Origin of the sequence: Streptomyces sp. NPDC051561 (genome assembly GCF_044454195.1) — a bacterium.
Classification (GTDB): Bacteria; Actinomycetota; Actinomycetes; order Streptomycetales; family Streptomycetaceae; genus Streptomyces.
Genome location: NZ_JBITDM010000019.1, coordinates 60,009 through 78,503, shown reverse-complemented (window position 1 = coordinate 78,503; position 18,495 = coordinate 60,009). Strand labels below are relative to the sequence as shown.

At 72.5% G+C, this 18,495-nt stretch carries 19 protein-coding genes; 10 read left to right on the top strand and 9 right to left on the bottom strand.

Annotation, left to right across the window (positions count from 1 at the left end; translation table 11 throughout):
- Positions 1-59 precede the first annotated feature (59 nt).
- A complete protein-coding gene (locus tag ACIA73_RS31625) occupies positions 60-1,457 on the top strand; it encodes a hypothetical protein (protein WP_399442299.1) in 1,398 nt (465 codons plus the stop codon).
- Positions 1,458-1,489: 32 nt separating this feature from the next.
- Here the strand turns inward: ACIA73_RS31625 and ACIA73_RS31620 are convergent, their stop codons facing one another.
- Together ACIA73_RS31620 and ACIA73_RS31615 are read right to left on the bottom strand one after the other, a co-directional pair.
- Positions 1,490-1,969 (bottom strand): VOC family protein, encoded by a 480-nt coding sequence (locus ACIA73_RS31620; RefSeq protein WP_399442298.1) that lies wholly within the window; start codon positions 1,967-1,969, stop codon positions 1,490-1,492.
- 117 nt (positions 1,970-2,086) lie between these two features.
- Positions 2,087-2,977 (bottom strand): neutral zinc metallopeptidase, encoded by an 891-nt coding sequence (locus ACIA73_RS31615; RefSeq protein WP_399442296.1) that lies wholly within the window; start codon positions 2,975-2,977, stop codon positions 2,087-2,089.
- A 201-nt stretch (positions 2,978-3,178) separates the two neighbouring features.
- On the opposite strand from ACIA73_RS31615, the gene ACIA73_RS31610 reads away from it, so the two are divergent.
- The 4 genes from ACIA73_RS31610 (at position 3,179) to ACIA73_RS31595 (ending at position 7,206) form a co-directional block, all read left to right on the top strand.
- Positions 3,179-3,859: a hypothetical protein gene (locus ACIA73_RS31610; protein WP_399442295.1), complete on the top strand. Its 681-nt coding sequence runs from the start codon at positions 3,179-3,181 to the stop codon at positions 3,857-3,859.
- Positions 3,860-3,990: 131 nt separating this feature from the next.
- Entirely contained in the window at positions 3,991-5,589 is a 1,599-nt protein-coding gene (locus ACIA73_RS31605) for an ABC-F family ATP-binding cassette domain-containing protein (protein ID WP_399442294.1), read from the top strand.
- A gap of 477 nt (positions 5,590-6,066) precedes the next feature.
- A complete protein-coding gene (locus ACIA73_RS31600) occupies positions 6,067-6,285 on the top strand; it encodes a helix-turn-helix domain-containing protein (protein ID WP_399442293.1) in 219 nt (72 codons plus the stop codon).
- Between the two features lie 129 nt (positions 6,286-6,414).
- Complete coding sequence (locus tag ACIA73_RS31595; RefSeq protein ID WP_399442292.1) at positions 6,415-7,206, top strand: enoyl-CoA hydratase/isomerase family protein; 792 nt, start codon at positions 6,415-6,417, stop codon at positions 7,204-7,206.
- 44 nt (positions 7,207-7,250) lie between these two features.
- Here ACIA73_RS31595 and ACIA73_RS31590 read toward each other — a convergent pair whose 3' ends face one another.
- Positions 7,251-8,000 (bottom strand): nucleopolyhedrovirus P10 family protein, encoded by a 750-nt coding sequence (locus ACIA73_RS31590; protein ID WP_399442291.1) that lies wholly within the window; start codon positions 7,998-8,000, stop codon positions 7,251-7,253.
- A gap of 143 nt (positions 8,001-8,143) precedes the next feature.
- On the opposite strand from ACIA73_RS31590, the gene ACIA73_RS31585 reads away from it, so the two are divergent.
- The 5 genes from ACIA73_RS31585 to amaP all read left to right on the top strand — a co-directional run bounded on the left by ACIA73_RS31585 (position 8,144) and on the right by amaP (position 10,549).
- Positions 8,144-8,614 carry an Asp23/Gls24 family envelope stress response protein gene (locus tag ACIA73_RS31585; protein WP_399442290.1) on the top strand — a complete coding sequence of 157 codons (471 nt, stop codon included), beginning with the start codon at positions 8,144-8,146 and terminating at the stop codon, positions 8,612-8,614.
- Between the two features lie 82 nt (positions 8,615-8,696).
- Positions 8,697-8,918, top strand: a complete 222-nt coding sequence (locus ACIA73_RS31580) for a hypothetical protein (RefSeq protein WP_399442289.1) — start codon at positions 8,697-8,699, stop codon at positions 8,916-8,918.
- Between the two features lie 47 nt (positions 8,919-8,965).
- The gene (locus ACIA73_RS31575; protein WP_399442288.1) at positions 8,966-9,307 is read left to right on the top strand and encodes an Asp23/Gls24 family envelope stress response protein; all 342 of its coding nucleotides are present in this window, start codon (positions 8,966-8,968) and stop codon (positions 9,305-9,307) included.
- Positions 9,304-9,927, top strand: a complete 624-nt coding sequence (locus ACIA73_RS31570) for a DUF6286 domain-containing protein (protein WP_399442287.1) — start codon at positions 9,304-9,306, stop codon at positions 9,925-9,927. The genes ACIA73_RS31575 and ACIA73_RS31570 overlap by 4 nt, the downstream gene beginning before the upstream one ends.
- A gap of 43 nt (positions 9,928-9,970) precedes the next feature.
- Entirely contained in the window at positions 9,971-10,549 is a 579-nt protein-coding gene (gene amaP / locus ACIA73_RS31565; RefSeq protein ID WP_399442286.1) for an alkaline shock response membrane anchor protein AmaP, read from the top strand.
- A gap of 70 nt (positions 10,550-10,619) precedes the next feature.
- On the opposite strand, the gene ACIA73_RS31560 is transcribed toward amaP, so the two are convergent.
- The 6 genes from ACIA73_RS31560 to ACIA73_RS31535 form a co-directional block, all read right to left on the bottom strand.
- Positions 10,620-11,375, bottom strand: coding sequence for an SDR family oxidoreductase (locus ACIA73_RS31560; RefSeq protein WP_399442285.1), 756 nt, complete (start codon positions 11,373-11,375; stop codon positions 10,620-10,622).
- A 4-nt stretch (positions 11,376-11,379) separates the two neighbouring features.
- Positions 11,380-13,236, bottom strand: a complete 1,857-nt coding sequence (locus tag ACIA73_RS31555) for a glycoside hydrolase family 15 protein (RefSeq protein WP_399442284.1) — start codon at positions 13,234-13,236, stop codon at positions 11,380-11,382.
- A gap of 150 nt (positions 13,237-13,386) precedes the next feature.
- Positions 13,387-14,190 (bottom strand): SURF1 family protein, encoded by an 804-nt coding sequence (locus tag ACIA73_RS31550; protein WP_399442283.1) that lies wholly within the window; start codon positions 14,188-14,190, stop codon positions 13,387-13,389.
- Between the two features lie 107 nt (positions 14,191-14,297).
- Positions 14,298-14,531, bottom strand: coding sequence for a hypothetical protein (locus ACIA73_RS31545; protein ID WP_399442282.1), 234 nt, complete (start codon positions 14,529-14,531; stop codon positions 14,298-14,300).
- 54 nt (positions 14,532-14,585) lie between these two features.
- Positions 14,586-15,590, bottom strand: a complete 1,005-nt coding sequence (locus ACIA73_RS31540; protein ID WP_399442281.1) for a DEDDh family exonuclease — start codon at positions 15,588-15,590, stop codon at positions 14,586-14,588.
- A gap of 29 nt (positions 15,591-15,619) precedes the next feature.
- Positions 15,620-18,349 (bottom strand): MXAN_6230/SCO0854 family RING domain-containing protein, encoded by a 2,730-nt coding sequence (locus ACIA73_RS31535; RefSeq protein WP_399442280.1) that lies wholly within the window; start codon positions 18,347-18,349, stop codon positions 15,620-15,622.
- Positions 18,350-18,495: the final 146 nt, after the last annotated feature.

Genomic DNA, 18,495 nt, shown 5'->3' with positions numbered 1-18,495 from the left:
CACTCCGGTGCGCAAGGTTCCGTTTGGGCTTTCGGGCGGTCAGCGGGGACACTCTCCCAGTGACGTCCCGTACACCGCGCGACTCCAGGCTCCGACTTGTCCGCCCGCGACCCCTCGCCACAGCCCGCCGGGCCGTGACGAACCGGCGTACCCGCCCGGCACCCCGGCCCCCCGAGGGCACCCCCGCCCAGGCGGAACTGGCCCGTCACGCCAGGGCCGTACTCGCCGACGCAGCCCGTGTCGCCCGCTGGGCCGACACCGAGCGCGCCCGCGGCGCCGCTCCCCGCCCCGGCCAGGCGGGCACCCTCTCCGACGCCTCCGCCGAACGCGCCGCCGAAGCCCTGCGCCTGACCGGGGCCCAGGTTCGGGCGGGCTGGGACCGCGCCCGCCTCGCCGGTCTCGTCGAGATCCACGGCGCCAACGCCCGCCCCGGCTGGCGCCTGCGCGCCTGGGACCGCGACGACGCCGCCGTGCTGCGTGGCTGGGTCGCACTCTTCGACGCCTGGTCGATCGTCCACCCCGCGCCCGACGGCATCACCCCGGTGACCGTCGCGGAGGTCGTGGAGTCCGTCCCCCAGGTGCTCTCCCTCCTTCAGCTCTCGGCCGGCCCCGTGCTGGTACCGGCCCTGCTCGACCTGCTGGAACAGCGCGTCGCCGAACTGCACGAGGAGCGCTGCGAGGTACCGCCCCATCTGCACGGCATCCCCGCCCAGTCCGCCTCGCACCCGGTCCCCGCGTCCCTCTCCTCCCTCCTCGACTGGGCCCTGGCGGGCCTGGCCGCCGTCGGTGCGCTGACCCTCGGCGAGGGCCAGGCGACCCTGACCCCCCTCGGCAGCTGGGCGGTCTGGGTCAAGCTGGAGCAGATCTGCGTCGCCGCGCAGAGCCCCGCCGGGAACATCGAACAGTCCGCCGACGCCATGCTGGCCGGCTGCGCCCGGCTCACCCCGGGCCCGGCCCGCGCCGAGTACCGGGCCTGGCTGGCCGCGCGCACCGTGGGCACCGCCGTCCTGGAACTCCTCGAAGTGGCCCGCGGCGAGGACGCCCTGCTCCGTGGCCTCGCCTTCGAGGCGCTCCGGGTCGTCGGCGCCCCCGCCGAGTCCGAGGTGCGGGCCGCCGCCGACGAGCTCGCCCTGCGCCCGTACGCCCTGCTCTGGCTCGCCGAGCACGAGGGCGTCGACTCCGAGGAAGCCCACGACCGGCTCACCCGCGAGGAGTCCACCTGGCTCTGGGTGGACACCGCCGCGGCGGTCGCCGACCACGGCGAGGCCGAACTCCTGGTCCGCCACCTGGAGTCGGCGCTCCAGGGCACCGTCCCCGCCCTGCTCGACGAGGTCCGGGCCATCGGTCACCCCCGCACCGTGCAGGTCCTGGTCGCGCTCGCCGCCGCCCATCCGGACCCGGCCCTCGCGAAGGCCGTACGCCGCGCCGCGTTCCAGGTGCACACCGGCGGAGCCTGACCGGCCGCACCCCCTCCCTCGGTGGCCGCCGGTCAGGCGGCCCCGGGGGAGGGGGTGCCGGGCTGGTAGGTGCCGAAGCACCAGAGGTTCCTCTCGGCGTCCCTGACCATGTAGTCGCGCGAGCCGTGGTCCTGGTCGGTGGGCGGCATCAGCACCTCCAGGCCGTACGCCTGGGCGTTCTTGAAGTGGGCGTCGGTGTCCTCCACGACCACATAGACACCTGTCGGCCCGCTGTCGTCCATCAGCTGCGCATAGAGCCCCGGGCGGCCCTTGGAGCCGAGCAACACCACGCCGTTCCCGTACGCCAGCTCGGCGTGGTGCACCACCGACGGGTCGTTCTCGTCCTCGTACACCACGACCTCACGGAAGCCGAACGCCTCCTTCAGCATCCGGATCGCGGCCCTGGCATCGGCGTACAGGAAGGTCGGATTGATCTGCGCCAAAGCGCTCTGTGTCACATCGCTCTTTGTCACATCGCTCTGTGCTGCATCGCTCTGTGCCGGCTCGGACATGAGGTCCCCCTCGATCGACCGTCGCACCGGTTGGTGTGACGTGCGTCTCAGTCTGGCACCCACCACTGACAACCGGCCGCCCGGAGGGCATCCGAGCGGCTCGGAATCGGAAGCTGCCTACCGGAAGGTGTTGCACTGTGCCATGTCGCCCGACTTGAAGCCGTTGTAGAACCACTGCTGCCGCTGCGCCGCCGACCCGTGCGTCCAGGACTCCGGGGTGACCCGGCCCTGGAACTTCTCCTGGATCCGGTCGTCGCCGACCGCCGCCGCCGCGCTGAGCCCGTCCTTGATGTCCTCGTCGGTCAGCTGCGTGATCAGCGGCCTGCCGGTCTTCTCGTCCGGTGTACGGGTCGCGTGCCTGGCCCACACCCCGGCGTAGCAGTCCGCCTGGAGCTCGACGCGCACCGCGTTGCTGTTGGCGCCCTGCCGGCCGTCCTGCGACTTGGCGAGGGTGCCCATCGTGTTCTGGATGTGGTGCCCGTACTCGTGCGCCACCACGTACGCCTGCGCGAACGGACCGCCGCTGGACCCGAACTTGGTCCGCAGCTCGTTGAAGAACCCCAGGTCCAGATAGACCTGCCGGTCGCCGGGGCAGTAGAAAGGGCCCACCGCGGAGGTGGCCGCGCCGCACGCCGTACCGACCCGGTTGGTGAAGAACACCGTCTTCGCGTCCCCGTACGTCGCGCCCCGCCGGGTGAACTCCTGCCGCCAGAAGTCCTGCACGCTGTTGACCACACCGAGAATCCGGCAGTCCTCCTTGGTGTTCGCGTCCCGGCCCGTCTTGCAGGTCTGCTGCACCTGGGCCTGCGAGGACGCGGCGGAGGCCGGCTCCTCCTCGCCGGAGGAGAGCCCCAGCTGCTCCGGACCGACCCCGAACAGCACGCCCATGATCAGCGCGATGAAGCCGACGATGCCTCCGCCGATCGTGGCCTTTCCGCCGGGAACGCGGCTGCCGCGGACGTCCCGGACCTCCGAGCTGTCCAGATTGGCGTCGTCGTCGAACTGCACGGGGCCACACCCACCCTCTGCTGGAGATGTCTGCGACGGGGATCCACCGCCTTGCGCCGAGTATCAGCCCATTCATCCCATTACGCCCTTTGCCTGCCTCCGAGGGGATACCGCCGAACGGAGGACCGGCCCTACGTCACCTGGCCGTGTCGCCCCGGCTCCCGGCCCCTCCATCACTCCCGCGCCGATACGTTCCGCTGCATGTCCCGCCGCCTGCCCCGCCCGGCCCGCCTGCTGCTCCCCGTCCTCGCCGCAGCCCTCGCCGTCCCTCTGCTCACCGCCGCCCACCAGGCACGCCCCGCCCCGTACGGCGACCGCCTCATCACCCGCGCGCCCGGCGCCACCCCCGACCCCCCGCTGCGGGTGCGGGCCGCCGCCGTCGAGGCGTACGACCGGGCAGACGGACGTACCCGCTGGGCCTACACCCGCACGGGGCACCGGCCACTCGCCGTCCACCCCGCGCCCGGCCACGCCTTCACCCTGTGGAGCGACGGCCTCATCACCGACACCGCCCGCGCGGACGGCCGCCAGGTCCGCTGGCACCGCGCCATCCCCGGCTTCGACGGCCGGGCCGCCGGCGTCCTGCAGCCCCTCGACCCGGCCGCCGCCATGCTCGCCGTCGTCACCCCGCACCACATCGCCGCCTACCGCACCGCCGACGGCGACCTCCGCTGGCTGCTGCCGGCCAGGCCCGGGTGCGCGTTCGCCGCCCCGGGGACGGTGCGTCGCGCCACGGGCGCCTCGTACACCCTGCTGATCGCACAGCCCTGCACCGAGCCCGCTTCCTGGACCGACCAGCTGATCGCCGTCGACGCGCTCGGCTGGGTCGCCCCGGACCGCGATCCGCTGGGCAACGGGCCGTCGGCCGCCCGCAGGCTCTGAGAGCCTGAAACCGGCTTGCGAGCGCCCGTTAGACTGAATCCATGGCTCGTCTCCTTGCGCATTAGCGGCGTCGAAGCAGCAGTCCGCCCACCGTCACACTTCCGCCGTCCCACCCGCACAGGAGTACTTCCGTGATCACCGCCTCCGGCATCGAGCTGCGCGCCGGCGCCCGCATCCTCATCGAGAACGCGTCCTTCCGCATCGCCAAGGGCGACCGCATCGGCCTCGTCGGCCGCAACGGCGCGGGAAAGACCACCCTCACCAAGTGCCTCGCGGGTGAAGGCTCCCCGGCCGGAGGCACCATCAGCCGCTCCGGCGAGGTGGGCTACCTCCCGCAGGACCCCCGCACCGGCGACCTCGACATCCTCGCCAAGAACCGCATCCTCTCCGCCCGCGGCCTCGACGAGGTGCTGCGCAAGATGCGCGAGAACGAGGAGCGCATGGCCAGCGGTCAGGGCGCCACCCGCGAGAAGGCGATGCGGAAGTACGAGCGTCTGGAGACGGAGTTCCTCACCAAGGGCGGGTACGCCGCCGAGGCCGAGGCAGCCACCATCGCCGCCGCGCTCAGCCTGCCCGACCGGGTGCTCGGACAGCCCCTGCACACCCTCTCCGGCGGTCAGCGCCGCCGCGTCGAGCTGGCCCGCATCCTCTTCTCGGACGCCGACACCCTGCTCCTCGACGAGCCCACCAACCACCTGGACGCCGACTCCATCGTCTGGCTCCGCGAGTACCTCAAGTCCTACCGCGGCGGCTTCATCGTGATCTCCCACGATGTCGAACTGGTCGAGACGGTCGTCAACAAGGTCTTCTACCTGGACGCCAACCGCACCCAGATCGACGTCTACAACATGGGCTGGAAGCTCTACCAGCAGCAACGCGAGGCCGACGAGAAGCGCCGCAAGCGCGAACGGCAGAACGCCGAGAAGACGGCCAAGGTCCTCCACTCGCAGGCCGACAAGATGCGCGCCAAGGCCACCAAGACCGTCGCCGCCCAGAACATGGCCAAGCGCGCCGACCGCCTGCTGGCGGGCCTGGAGGCGGTCCGCGTCTCCGACAAGGTCGCCAAGCTGCGCTTCCCGGACCCCGCCCCGTGCGGCAAGACCCCACTGATGGCGGAGGGCCTGTCCAAGTCGTACGGCTCGCTGGAGATCTTCACCGATGTCGACCTCGCCGTCGACAAGGGCTCCCGGGTGGTCATCCTCGGCCTCAACGGCGCCGGCAAGACGACCCTGCTGCGCCTGCTCGCGGGCACCGAGAAGCCCGACACCGGACAGGTCATCGAGGGCCACGGCCTGAAGATGGGCTACTACGCGCAGGAGCACGAGACGCTCGATCCGGAGCGCACCGTCCTGGAGAACATGCGCTCCTCCGCCCCCGACCTGGACCTGGTCGAGGTGCGCAAGACGCTCGGCTCGTTCCTCTTCTCCGGCGACGACGTCGACAAGCCGGCCGGAGTCCTCTCCGGCGGCGAGAAGACCCGTCTCGCGCTGGCCACCCTGGTCGTCTCCTCCGCCAACGTGCTGCTCCTCGACGAACCGACCAACAACCTCGACCCGGCCAGCCGCGAGGAGATCCTCGGCGCGCTGCGCACCTACAAGGGCGCCGTCATCCTCGTCACGCACGACGAGGGCGCCGTCCACGCGCTGGAGCCGGAGCGGATCATCCTGCTCCCCGACGGCGTCGAGGACCTGTGGGGCCCGGACTACGCCGACCTGGTCTCGCTGGCCTGACCCGGCCCGACCGGCCTGTTGTCAGGGTGCTTGTCACGGGGCCCCAGGGGTCCCGTGACCCCGGATCCCATGGCCCTGGCATACCCGATCGGCAAAGACCCAGGCCGTGGCCCCGGCAGCTGCCCCTCCCGGTCCGCCGCCTGATCCACTTGGACTGGATCATTCGGCCTACGCGTGATCCTTCATCTGAGTGAGTGCCTCTCGTACTCCGGCGCGTCACAGGACAACCGGAGGCCCGCCCTGCACAGGGGTGGGCCTCCGTCGTTTCCGTGATCGTTTAACGGCGCTGACCTGCCCATTCCCGGGAGTCACCGGATTCCGGTATGGCGAAGGACACGCGGAATATGAAACTCCGGGCCCGGTTGTGACTTCCTCCGCGGCGAACCTTGTTGTACGGACCTTGCCGAATGGGTGGCCAGGAAGCCGGGAAGGGGTGATCATGAGAAGTCCAGAGCGCACTTCCTTGAGGAGGCACGGGTGGCCGAGACTCTGAAGAAGGGCAGCCGGGTAACCGGCGCCGCGCGCGACAAGCTCGCGGCAGACCTGAAGAAGCAGTACGACTCCGGTGCGAGTATCCGGGCGTTGGCCGAATCGACTGGGCGCTCCTATGGATTCGTCCACCGGATGCTCAGTGAATCCGGAGTCACGCTGCGGGGACGCGGCGGGGCGACGCGTGGCAAGAAGGCCTCGGCCTGACCGTCGCGGTTCAGTTCATTTTTGTTTTACGGGTTCAAGCATGGGGCGGTCGTTCGTGCGGCCGACCGGGTGGTTACTGTGCAGTCACTTAGCTGGTGACGGCATTCGCAACCGACCCGGAGGCACCCCATGGCTTCGCTCGACCCCGTACTCGACAAGGACGGCGTGCAACTCACCGTCGAGGACGCCGTAGCCACGGTGACCCTGGCCAACCCGGCCAAGCGCAACGCCCAATCTCCCGCTCTGTGGCGGGCGTTGACGGAGGCCGGGAAGGCTTTGCCCGGGAATGTCCGGGTGGTCGTGCTGCGTGGAGAGGGCAAATCCTTCTCCGCGGGACTCGACCGGCAGGCGTTCACTCCTGAGGGCTTCGACGGTGAGCCGTCCTTCCTCGATCTCGCGCGGGGTTCCGAAGCGGACCTCGACGCGGAAATCGCCGCGTACCAGGAGGCTTTCACCTGGTGGCGGCGCCCGGACCTGATCAGCATCGCCGCAGTCCAGGGCCATGCCATCGGAGCCGGCTTCCAGCTCGCCCTCGCCTGCGACCTGCGGGTCGTCGCCGAGGACGTGCAGTTCGCCATGCGCGAGACCAGCCTCGGTCTGGTGCCCGACCTCACCGGCACCCACCCCCTCGTGGGCCTCGTCGGCTACGCCCGCGCGCTGGAGATCTGCGCCACGGGCCGCTTCGTCCACGCGGCGGAGGCCGAGCGCACCGGTCTGGCCAACCTCGTCGTACCGGCCGCGGAACTCGACGGCGCCGTGCGCGACTTGACCGCTGCCCTGCTCGCCGCGCCGCGTGACGCGGTCATCGAGACCAAGGCCCTGCTCCAGCGCGTGTCCGACCGTACGTACGACGAGCAGCGCACCGCCGAGCGGGCCGCGCAGGGCCGTCGGCTGCGCGACCTCGCGGGGCTCTCCGACTAGTTCCTGAGCGAACGCTCTGCACAACCTGGGCCGGGGCGAACGCCCTACCCGGCCACCTCGGTGACCAGTACGGCCACCGACGGGCGCCCGGGCACCGCGTCCGCGACCGCCGCGCGCACCGCCAGGGCCACATCGAGCGCACGGCGCTCCCCGGCCACCGCCACTTCCACCCGGAGGTGCGGGCCGGGGGGCGCCGCGCTGTCGTAGTGCACCGGACGAGCGCCGAGCACGGTGGTCAGCCGGGTCACGCCGGGGACCTCCGCGGCGACGGCGGCGGCCGTGCCTTCCAGGGCCGAGTCCCCGTCCCGTCGCCCGGGTGGACCAGCCGGGCGAGGATTCTCCGGTACGTCGTCGCGTTCGTCGTCGGGCGCGTGCTCCCGTACGTCGCCGAGCAGCCCCGTCACCCGCAGATCGACCTCCGCCACCACCAGGCCCAGCCGGTCGGTGGCCGCCGCGTGCAGTGCGGCGCGCAGCCGTCGTGCCGTGTACGGGATGGGCTCCCGGGGCGAGGCCTCGAACTCCGCCCGTACGCACAGCGGCCCGGGCGGCAGCGAGCCGGGCGGCGCGGGTACGGCGGGGGAGCCGTGCACCGCGTCCGGGTCGGCCGGGCCCACTCTGAGAGTCCCCAGGGCCGCGCCCTCGACCCCCTTGCCGGCCAGCCGGAGCACGGTGTCCGCCGCGCGTTCCGCGAGCCAGGCGCCATCCGCCGGGCCGCCCAGCGGCAGCAGTCTGCCGAGGCCCAGCCGCTGCCGTACCGCCTGTGTCCAACCGTCGTCGGGTGTCGTCGATGCCATGCGGTCAGCCTGCCGCATCCACGGCGCGATATCGGGCAATCAGACTTAATGTGGCAACGGAGTCCAGTACCGCGTAACCCTCCGGAAAGGGACGAACGGCGATGACTGACACCGAACGACAGAACTCCATACGCTCCGGTGGCATGGAGAAGGAACCCTCCGGTGGCGGGCGTGGCGCCTCGGCGTCCGGCGCGAGCACCGGGCAGCGGCTCGGCGGCGGCGATCCGGCCACCCGGGGCCGTACCACCATCGCCGACGGTGTGGTCGAGAAGATCGCAGGGCTCGCGGCCCGCGATGTGGTCGGCGTCCATGCGATGGGCGGCGGCCTCTCCCGCACCTTCGGCGCGGTGCGCGACCGGGTGCCGGGAGGCAGTACCAAATCGGTGAGCCGGGGGGTGAAGGCCGAGGTCGGCGAGGTGCAGACGGCCCTCGACCTGGACATCGTCGTCGAGTACGGCGTCTCGATCGCCGAGGTGGCGAAGGCGGTGCGGGAGAACGTGGTCTCGGCCGTGGAGCGGATGACCGGCCTGGAGGTCGTCGAGGTCAACATCGCGGTCGGCGATGTGAAGCTGCCCGACGAGGAAGAGGACGAGCCGGAGCAGAGGCTCCAGTGAGCACTTCCTGGCGGGTGGGCCCGCAAGGCGCCTCGTTCGCAGACTTCGGACGCACAGGATGCACGAAAGCGAGGGCGGTTCGATGAGTCTCTCCGTGGTGGGCCTCGGGGTCGGTATCGCGCTCGGGTTCGCCGGGTACTTCGGCGGGTTCGGGGCGTTCGTGATCGTCGCGGCACTGGGCCTGATCGGGTTCATGGTCGGCCGCTACCTCGAAGGCGATCTGGATCCCGGTGACTTCTTCCGGACGCGTGAGCGCGGGCGGGACCGCGACGACGGGCCCCGGTCCAGGCCCCGGCCGCGGTGACCCCGGTGGTGGCCGCCGGGGCGGTGGGATCCGGGGCGAGAGGGTCCGTGACCCTTCCCTCGGCCGTGCCGGCCGGTGAGCGGGGATCGCTGCGGATCGCGGACGGGGTGGTCGCGAAGATCGCCGCCCGGGCGGCCCGCGAGGCGCTCGACGCACCGCCGGAAGGCTGCGCGGAGCCGCACGCCGAGGTGACCGTCAGCAGGGACTCGGCGCGGGTGCGGGTCGGTGTCGAACTCGGATACCCCTCGGACATCGCCGCGCAGTGCGAGTCGGTGCGTCATCAAGTCGCCTCCAGGGTAAGGGAATTGGCGGGTATGACGGTTCCCGAGGTGACGGTGTTCGTCGAACGGCTGCACCGGGCGGCCGCGAAGAGCGGGAGGACGCGGTGAGCGAGCAGGTGCCCACGCTGGGGGCGGAACGGGAGTCCGGGAGCGGGGAGCGGTCCGCCGCCCCGGACCGGCGGCGGTTCTGGTCCGCGCGGCGGATTCCGGCCGGGCTCGTCGCCGCGGTGCTGCTCGGAGGAGCGGGGCTGCTGCTGTACGACGTGGTGGCGGTGCGGTCCGGGCAGCCCGCGGGGCGCTGGCGCCGTGAACTCGCCCAGGCGCTGGCCGAACGGCCGCTGGACCAGGTGTGGGTGAAGGTCGGCGCGGGCCTCGCGGTGGCGCTGGGGCTGTGGCTGGTGGTGCTCGCGGTGACACCGGGGCTGCGGTCCCTGCTGCCCATGCGGGTGGACGACGCCGAGCCGGATGTACGGGCCGGGCTGGAGCGCGGTGCGGCGGCGCAGGTGCTGCGCGACCGGGCGATGGCGGTGCCCGGGGTGCAGGGCGCCAGGGTGCGGGTCGGGCGGGGCCGGGTGACCGTGCGGGCGGTCTCGCACTTCCGTGAACTCGCCGATGTGCGCGAGGAGTTGGGGGAGGCGATGCGGGCCGGGATCGAGGACCTGGGGCTGGCTCGCGAGCCGGGGCTGGCGGTGCGCGTGGAGCGGGCTCAGGCCGGTGGGAAGCGGTGAACGGGTGGCGGGGGCGGGCAGTGGTGGAAGTGGTGAGTGGGCTGTGCTGAAGACGGTGAACAGGGTGCTGGTGGGGTTGGCGGGGGTGGTGCTGCTGGTGCTGGGTGGGTCGGCACTGCTGGCGGGGCTGGGAGTGTCGCTGCCGTCGTGGTGGCTCTTCGCGGGCCCCGACGACGTGCTGCTGAGCGCGGCGGACCGGACGCGGTGGCGGGACGAGGGGTGGTGGTGGCCGGCAGTGGTCGCCGCCCTGGCGGTGACGGTGCTGCTGGTGCTGTGGTGGCTGCTGGCGCAGCTGCGGCGGGGTCGGCTGGGCACGGTGCGGGTGACGGGTGGGGACGAGGGGACGGTGCTGCTGCGAGGGAGGGCGCTGGAGCGGGTGCTGGGCGATGAGGCCGGAGCGATGCCCGGTGTCGAACGGGCCGAGGTCGCTCTGCGGGGCCGTCAGGACGGGCCCCGGGCGGATGTCGCCCTGACCGTGAACGCCTCGACGGCTCCCGCTGAGCTGGTCGCGGAGGTCGCCCGGGGAGCGGTGGCGCGGGCCAGGGAGTCGGTACGGCTGGCACGGCTGCCGGTGGAGGTACGGGTGCGGCGGGCGGCCGGAAGCGTGGGACGGGTGAAGTGAACGGGGGATAGCGGCCGGGAGCGGGCGCAACCGGGACGGGGGAGCGGGCGCGCCCGCTCCCCCGTCCCGGTCAGAAGCCGTGCCGGGCGCCGCCGTCGACCGGCAGCATCGTGCCGGTCAGGTAGGACGCCGCGGGGGACAGCAGGAAGGCGGCGGTGCGGCCGAATTCCTCCGGGGTGCCGTAGCGGCGCAGCGGGATGAGGGATTCGTTGTGGGCGCGGGCGGCGGCCGGATCGGGGGAGAGGCCGTCGAGGGAGCGGACGCGGTCGGTGTCGATGCGCGCCGGGAGCAGGCCGACGACGCGGATGCCGCGCGGGCCGAGTTCGTCGGAGAGGGACTTGGCGAAGCCGGCCAGGCCCGGGCGCAGACCGTTGGAGATGGTCAGACCGGCGATGGGCTCGTGGACCGAGCCGGAGAGTACGAAGCCGATCACGCCGCCCTCGGTGAGGTGGGCGGCGGCGGTGCGGGCCAGGCGTACCGCACCCAGGAAGACGGATTCGAAGGCGTCCCGCCACTGGGCGTCCGTGTTGTCGGCGGCGCCGCCCGCCGCCGGGCCGCCCACGCTGATGAGGATGCCGTCGAAGCGGCCGAAACGGGCGCGGGCCTCGGCGATCAGGCGTTCCGCGGTTTCCGGGTCGGAGTTGTCCGCCGCGAACGGCTCGGCGTTGGGGCCGAGTTCCGCGGCGGCGTCCGCCAGCGCCTTCTCGTCGCGGGCGGTCAGCAGTACCTTCGCGCCGTCCGCCGTCAGCTCGCGCGCGGAGGCGAAGCCGAGGCCCCGGCTCGCTCCGGTGACGACGTACACACGGTCCTTCAGTCCAAGATCCATGGCGCTATCCTGCACCCTCGGCGCCGTCGGCCGTCTCCCGGGCCTCCTCCCGCGCCAGCGCCAGTGCCGTCCCCACCAGACCGATGTGGCTGAACGCCTGCGGGAAGTTGCCCAGTTGGCGGCGCGCCACCGGGTCGTACTCCTCGGCCAGCAGGCCGACGTCGTTACGCAGGGCGAGCAGCCTTTCGAAGAGTTCGCGGGCCTCCTTGACGCGGCCGGTCAGCAGGAGGGCGTCGGCGAGCCAGAAGGAGCAGACCAGGAAGGCACCCTCGCCGCCGGGGAGGCCGTCCACCCGGTTGCCGGCGGCGGTCTCGTCGGCGCTGTAGCGGCGGATGAAGCCGCCGTCCCGGCCGAGCTCGCTGCGTACCGCTTCGACCGTTCCGACGACACGGGGGTCGTCCGGCGGGAGGAAGCCGACCTGGGGGATGAGGAGGGTGGCGGCGTCGAGTTCGGTGGAGCCGTAGGACTGGGTGAAGGTGTTGCGTTCGGGGTCGTAGCCCTTCTCACAGACCTCGCGGTGGACCTCGTCGCGCATGGCGCGCCAGCGGTCCGCGTCGCCCGGCAGGGAGGGGTTCTCCTCCAGGGTGCGGACCGCACGGTCGGCGGCGACCCAGGCCATCACCTTGGAGTGCACGAAGTGGCGGCGCGGGCCGCGTACTTCCCACAGGCCGTCGTCGGGCTCGCGCCACATGGACTCCAGGAAGCCGAGCAGGCTGAGCTGGAGGTTCCAGGCGTGCGGCTGGGCGTCGAGGCCGGACTTGCGGGCGACGTAGAGGGAGTCGATGACCTCGCCGTAGACGTCGAGCTGGAGCTGGTCGGCGGCCACATTGCCGATACGGACCGGGGCGGAGCCCTCGTACCCGCTCAGCCAGGGCAGTTCCGTCTCGGGGAGGCGCCGCTCGCCCGCCAACCCGTACATGATCTTGAGGTCGGCGGGGTCGCCGGCCACCGCGCGCAGCAGCCAGTCACGCCAGTCGGCGGCTTCGTCGAGGTATCCCGCGGCGAGCAGCGAGCCGAGGGTGAGGGTGGAGTCGCGCAGCCAGCAGTAGCGGTAGTCCCAGTTGCGGACGCCGCCGATCTCCTCGGGGAGGGAGGTGGTGGGGGCGGCGACGATACCGCCGGTGGGGGCGTAGGTGAGGGCCTTGAGGGTGATCAGGGAGCGGCGGACGGCGTCCTGGTAGGGCCCCGCGTAGACGCAACTGTCCGACCACTGCTCCCAGTCCTCCAGACTGTGTTCGAGGGCCTCGTACGGGTCGATGAGGTCCGGGCGCGGCTCGTGGGAGGGGTGCCAGGTGAGGACGAAGGCGACCTGCTCGCCCGCGCGGACGGTGAAGGAGGAGCGGGTGCTGTACTGCTGGCCCCAGGTCTTGACCTTGACGGACGAGGGCTTGGACTCGGTGCGCAGCCAGACGGCGTCGGGGCCCGCGACGGCGACCCGGTGGCCGTCGGTGTGGCGTACCCACGGGACGATGTTTCCGTAGTCGAAGCGCAGGCGGAGGGTGGAGTTCATGGTGACCTCGCCGGTCAGGCCCTCCACGATCCGCACCACGTCCGGGGCCTGGTCTCGCTGCGGCATGAAGTCGGTGACCTTGACCGAGCCGCCGGAGCCGGTGCCGGAGCGGGTCTCCCACACGGACTCCAGGACGAGGGAATCGCCCACGTAGGAGCGGGAGGCGCAGGTGTCGGCGCCCTCGGGGGCGAGCCGCCAGTGGCCGTTGTCCTCGTTGCCGAGGAGGGAGGCGAAGCAGGCGGCGGAGTCGAAGCGGGGCAGGCAGAGCCAGTCGAGGGAGCCGTTGCGGCCGACCAGGGCCGCGGTCTGGAGGTCCCCGATGAGCGCGTAGTCCTCGATGCGTTGGGTCACGCAGGAGCGTGTTCCCTCCGGGGGGTTGGGTTAAGCGGGGCCGTTTGCCGGGAGTGGGGTGGGGCGGGCCGGTGTCCAGGCACGGGCCTGGCGGCCCGCGTCCTCATGAGCCGGTCGGGCCGGAGGGGGTAACGCCGGACCGGCGGGCGGTCAGACGGCGGACGGGGCGGGGGTGCTTTCCGTGGCCGGGGCTTCGGCGGCCTCGGCCGCGGTGTCGCGGTCGCGCTTTTCGCGGCGTACCAGGACCAGCCAGCCGACCGGGACCGCGGCGGCGAACAGCCACCACTGGATGGCGTAGGCCATGTGGGGGCCGATGGATTCCGAGTCCGGCTCGGCGATCAGTTCGGGGCTGCCGCCGACCGGGGTGGGAGCGGTCAGTTCGAGGTAGCCGCCGAGGACCGGGTGGCCGAGGAGCTTGGACTGCTGGTCGCTGTTGATGAGCATCACGTGGCGGGGCGGGAGGCCTTCGAGGTCCTTGATGCCGCTGCCGGAGGTGGTCTCGTCGGCCTTGAGGCGGCCGGTGACGGTCACTTCGCCCTTGGGCGGGGCGGAGATGTGCGGGAAGGACTGCTGGTCGGCGCCGAACGGGACCCAGCCCCGGTTGACCAGGACGGTGCCGCCGCCCGTGAGGTCGAAGGGGGTCAGGACGTGGAAGCCGACCTGGTCGTCGGTGGAGGTCCGGCGGCGTACGACGACCTCGTGCGCGGTGTCGAAGGTGCCGGTCGCGGTCGCGGTGCGCCAGTAGTCGGCGCGCGGGACGGTGTGGCCGGGCGAGGTCAGCTCGCCCACCGGCTTGGGTGCGGCCTCGACGTTGTCGGCGATCAGCTGGTTCTGGGCGACCTTGTGCTCGTGGCGGTGGAGCTGCCAGTAGCCGAGCTCGACCATGGTGGGCACGAGAACGAGAACCAGAAGGGTGAGGATCACCCACTGCCGGGACAACAGGAAGCGGTACACGCTTTGACGGTACCTGGCGTGGAAAGACCCCCGTTGGGCGGGTTGCCCGACGGGGGTCGGCCGACGGAGTGGTGGGGGGAGGAGCAGAGGGGTGAGGGAGGAGGGGCTCAGACCTTGTCGACGATGCCCACCTTGCCCTCCGCGCGGGAGCAGTGCGCACCGCAGTACCACTGGCCCTCGACCTCGACGCCCTGGCCGATGATGCGGCACCGGCAGTGCTCGCAGATCGGGGCCATCCGGTGGATGGCGCAGGAGAAGCAGTCGAAGACGTGCACCGCGCCCTGCGCGTGCACCTCGAAGGACATGCCGTAGTCGTTTCCGCAAACCTCGCATCGTGCCATGCGCCACAGGGTGCAGTGCGGGACGGAGCGGGGCGTGCAGGGCACGCCCGGCCGTCACCCGTCCGACGGTGCGGGTGCCACGTCGCGGAGCAGATGTGTGTACGCGGCCTCGTCGATGACCGGCGTACCGAAGGACTTGGCCTTCAGCGTCTTGGAGGTCGCCGAGTCCGGGTCGTTGGTGACCAGCACGCTGGTGAGGCGCGACACACTCGACGCGACATGCAGCCCCGCCTCGACCGTGCGGTCCTCCAGGAGGTCGCGGTCGACGGAGGTGTCGCCGGAGAACGCCACCCGCATCCCCTGCATCAGCGGCTGGTCCGCCCGGTAGCGGCCCGGGTTGGGGTACGGGCAGGCGGGACGTTTGCGCGAGGGGCGCCAGCTCGCCGGGCTGCCCCCGCCCGGCCCGCCGCCGTACGAGGCCTGGTAGCCGATCCGGGGCGTGGCGGGAGTGTCCGACCACTCGGTCAGCGGCCGGCACTCCAGGAGCGGCAGCCGCACCTGGCCCTGCGCCGCCGCGTGCAGACTCGGGCGGAACGCCTCGGCGAGCACCCGGGCATCGTCCAGCGCGTGGTGCGCCTGCTGCTGTACGACGCCGAAGTGCGCGGCCAGCGAGGCCAGCTTGTGGTTGGGGAGCGGCAGTGCCAGTTCCTTGGCCAGCGCGATGGTGCACAGCCGCTGCTGGACCGGGGCGGTGTGCCCGGCCCTCGCGTACTCCCGCGCCAGCATCGACCAGTCGAACATCGCGTTGTGCGCGACCAGCACCCGCCCGTCGAGGCGCGCCGAAAGCTCGCCCACGATCTGCGGGAACAGCGGCGCGCCTTCGAGGACTTCGCTGGTCAGCCCGTGGATCCAGGTCGGGCCCGGGTCCCGCTCGGGGTTCACCAGGGTGTACCAGTGGTCGACGACGTCACCGTGCGCGTCGAGCCGGTAGACGGCGGCGGAGATTATCCGGTCGTCGCGCGAGAGGCCGGTGGTCTCCACGTCGACGACCGCGTACCCCTTCGGGTAGGCGGTCGGCCACGTTGCTGCCGCTGTCGTCTGGTCATCGAGCATGGTCACAGAGAATACGGGCCAGGACTGACAGTCCCCTATTCGCCCAGGACAGTCCCGGTGTTCACCCGCCCGATTGTGTCGTACGTCTCCCCGCGCCCGGGTTCCGGTCCCAGTTCCGCCCCTGCTTCCGGGCCGAGTTCCGCGACCAGGTCCCCCGCGGTGACCCGGTGCAGTCCCTCGTGCCCGTCGACCGGGCCCGGGAAGAGCCGGTAGACCGTGCCGGTCGCCTTCTGGGCCACCAGCTCCCCGTACACCCGGGCCACCAGCACCCGGCGGCCGGAGGTGAGCGCCTCCAGGTCCGCCGACACCCCGTACTCCTGCGGCACTTCGCCCGAGGCAAGCCGGGCGGCGAACGCCCCGCACTCCTCGCCAGGACCGCGGCGGTACGTCCACACGGCGCCGTCCCGCCGCACCACACTCACCCCGGGGGCGCGCGCGGCGGCGTGCCAGCGGGCCAGGTCACCCATGGTGGTACGGCTGCCGGAAGCGAAGTGGCCGGTCAGGTCGCGGGCGATCCTGGACAGATCGGCGGTGTGCGAGGCGATGCTCTGGAACCCTCCGGCGGGCGGCAGATGGAGGTCCGTCCACAGTGCCTCGCGGCGGCGCAGGTCCACCACCATGGGGACGCAGACCTGTGACTCGCCCGCCAGGTCGAAGCGCTGGCGGACGGTGCGCGGGTCGTAGCGGGCGTCGCGCGGGCGGCCACCGTCCAGTTCCATGAAGCCGGCGAAGGCGTCGAGGAGTGTGTCGAACGGGACGCTGTTGAAGGAGAAGACGACCGGCAGGGCGTAGGCGATGCCGTTCTCGGCGAGCAGCGGCAGCTCCAGGTCCACGTACTCGGTGGCCCCGGCGGGCGCGGGCGCGGAGGTGAGGTCGCCGGAGTGGATGGCTCCGCCGCGCAGGTGCCGCAGCTGCGTGTAGTCGCACAGCCCGGCGAACTCCCAGGCGGCGGTGTAGAAAGCCACCGACAGGTCGAGGTCCACCCGGGTGCCGGCGGGCTGCGTCCAGTGCAGGAACAGCCGCAGCACGTCCCCGGCGGGCAGCGGCTGGCGGCTGCCTCTGGGGACGGCGACGAGGGAGGCGGCCGAGGAGTGCTCGGCGAACGGCACATTCAGATCGTCGAGCGCCTCGTCGATCACCGCGTGCTGGTAGCCCTCGCGCGCGGCGAGCCGCCGCAGCACCTCCGCTTCGAGGAGCGCGCAGACCGGTTCGGTGAGGGTGCGCGGCAGCGCCGGCCGGTTCTCGTCCCGTACGTGGGCGTGGGTGACTTCCCCGCGCGGGAAGAACACCCGGCGGGCGTGTCCGGCCCGGTGACGCACCCGCAGGGCACCGTACGCGGAGAGGAGCGCGCCGACCCCGGCACGGGGCAGGGTGTGGGCCAGCGCTTCGGCGAGAGACGCGGGAACACGGGGCCCGGCCGGGGCATTGGCGGAGGGCGCCGGAGCACCGGTCCCGGCCGGGGTGTCCGCCCGGTCGGCGTACAGCCGCAGCACATGGGCGAGGCGACGCAGCAGCTCGCCGGGCCGCTGACGCAACAGCCCGATCGCGAGCGGGAGTTGGCCGTCGGCGAGTGCGACCTCCACCCGCCCGTTCCAGGTGACCGCCCGCACCCGGCCCTCCGTGACCGTCACCCACCGAGGGTGCTCCGCCGCGAGCGCCCCCAGCTCCGGGAAGGCCCGGACGTCGGTCTCGCGCAGCACCGCGAAGGCGAGCGCGGCCCGGGGGTGCCGGGCGAACCGCTCGTACGGGTGCAGGCTCTCGGCCGCCCGCTTCCACGGGCCCGGGTGGCGGCGCAGGTCCTCGATGAGCGAGCCGGGGTGGAACCCGTCCAGTACGGCGAGGAGTTCACGGCGCAGGGAACGCGGCAGGCTCCCGAAACGCGGCGGCTTCAGCGCCCCGGCGGTCGCTCCGGAGTACACGGCCAGCAGCCGCAGCACGTCGGTCGCGGTGGTGAGCCGGGCGGCCAGCAGCGGGCGTACGACGGCGGCGGTGCGCGGTGCGCGCAGCAGGGTGCCCAGGACCAGCGCCTTCGTCTCCCGTACGGGAATGTCGTCCGGCAGCGCGGAGGGAGCGGCGGGGAGTGCGGGCAGCAGATCGGCCAGATCCGTGTACTCCTGACCGGAGAGCGGGGTCTGGCGGGCCATCAGAGCGCGCGCCTCGGCGGCAGAGGCGGTGGCCAGATCGGTGCCCAGTGCGAGCGGGCGCAGGGTTCCCGCGTAGGACGGGCGTCCGCGCCGGGCGGGGGTGCGGGCGGGCGGCGCGAGAGGGATCAGGAACGGGTCGTCCGCGTCGAGCCGCCGGTGACAGATCGGGCAGGCCGTGTACTGCGAGCCGTCCCAGCACCGGCGGCACACCAGATGGGCGCACGGGGAGACCGCGTGCACCGTGGAAGTGGCGGCGCACAGCACACAGGGCTGGTGCGGGCTCTGCAGCAGCAGGGTGAAGACCCGGTCCACGTAGAGCCGTTCGGTGTCGCGCGGCACGGTGAGCGGGAACCGCTCGAAGAGGGGGGTGTGGGTGCGGTTCGAGCCGAGCAGTTCGTCGACCCCGGCCAGCAGCCGGCGGCCCTCCCGGGCCAGGTCGAGATGGTCCAGCGCGGCGAACGCGGCGTGCAGGGGCGCGGTCAGCGCATAGCCCCGGTCGAGGAGTTCGCCCTCCAGGACCACCAGTCGCGGTGCGGTCCTGTGGTCGGGCACGGAGGCCGGGAGGGCGTCGAGATGCACGGTCTGGGTGCGCCGGAGCAGCACGGACTGGGGAGAGGGCAAGTGGGCCTTCCGCGAAGGGGACAGCGGTCCGCCGGGACCCGGTGCGCACGGTGGCGCGGACGGGGCGGGGCGGTGCGTCGTACGACGGTGGAGTGGGTGCGAGGGCGGAGAGTGGGGGCGCTACGGAATCGGAGGAGTGAGAAGGA

What these genes read in the sequence shown, in the direction of transcription:
- ACIA73_RS31620 (WP_399442298.1), bottom strand. Translation starts at nt 1,969, where the DNA reads ATGTCCGAGCCGGCACAGAGCGATGCAGCACAGAGCGATGTGACAAAG.
- ACIA73_RS31610 (WP_399442295.1), top strand. Translation starts at nt 3,179, where the DNA reads ATGTCCCGCCGCCTGCCCCGCCCGGCCCGCCTGCTGCTCCCCGTCCTC.
- ACIA73_RS31590 (WP_399442291.1), bottom strand. Translation starts at nt 8,000, where the DNA reads ATGGCATCGACGACACCCGACGACGGTTGGACACAGGCGGTACGGCAG.
- ACIA73_RS31560 (WP_399442285.1), bottom strand. Translation starts at nt 11,375, where the DNA reads ATGGATCTTGGACTGAAGGACCGTGTGTACGTCGTCACCGGAGCGAGC.
- ACIA73_RS31595 (WP_399442292.1), top strand. Translation starts at nt 6,415, where the DNA reads ATGGCTTCGCTCGACCCCGTACTCGACAAGGACGGCGTGCAACTCACC.
- ACIA73_RS31585 (WP_399442290.1), top strand. Translation starts at nt 8,144, where the DNA reads ATGGAGAAGGAACCCTCCGGTGGCGGGCGTGGCGCCTCGGCGTCCGGC.
- ACIA73_RS31545 (WP_399442282.1), bottom strand. Translation starts at nt 14,531, where the DNA reads ATGGCACGATGCGAGGTTTGCGGAAACGACTACGGCATGTCCTTCGAG.
- ACIA73_RS31580 (WP_399442289.1), top strand. Translation starts at nt 8,697, where the DNA reads ATGAGTCTCTCCGTGGTGGGCCTCGGGGTCGGTATCGCGCTCGGGTTC.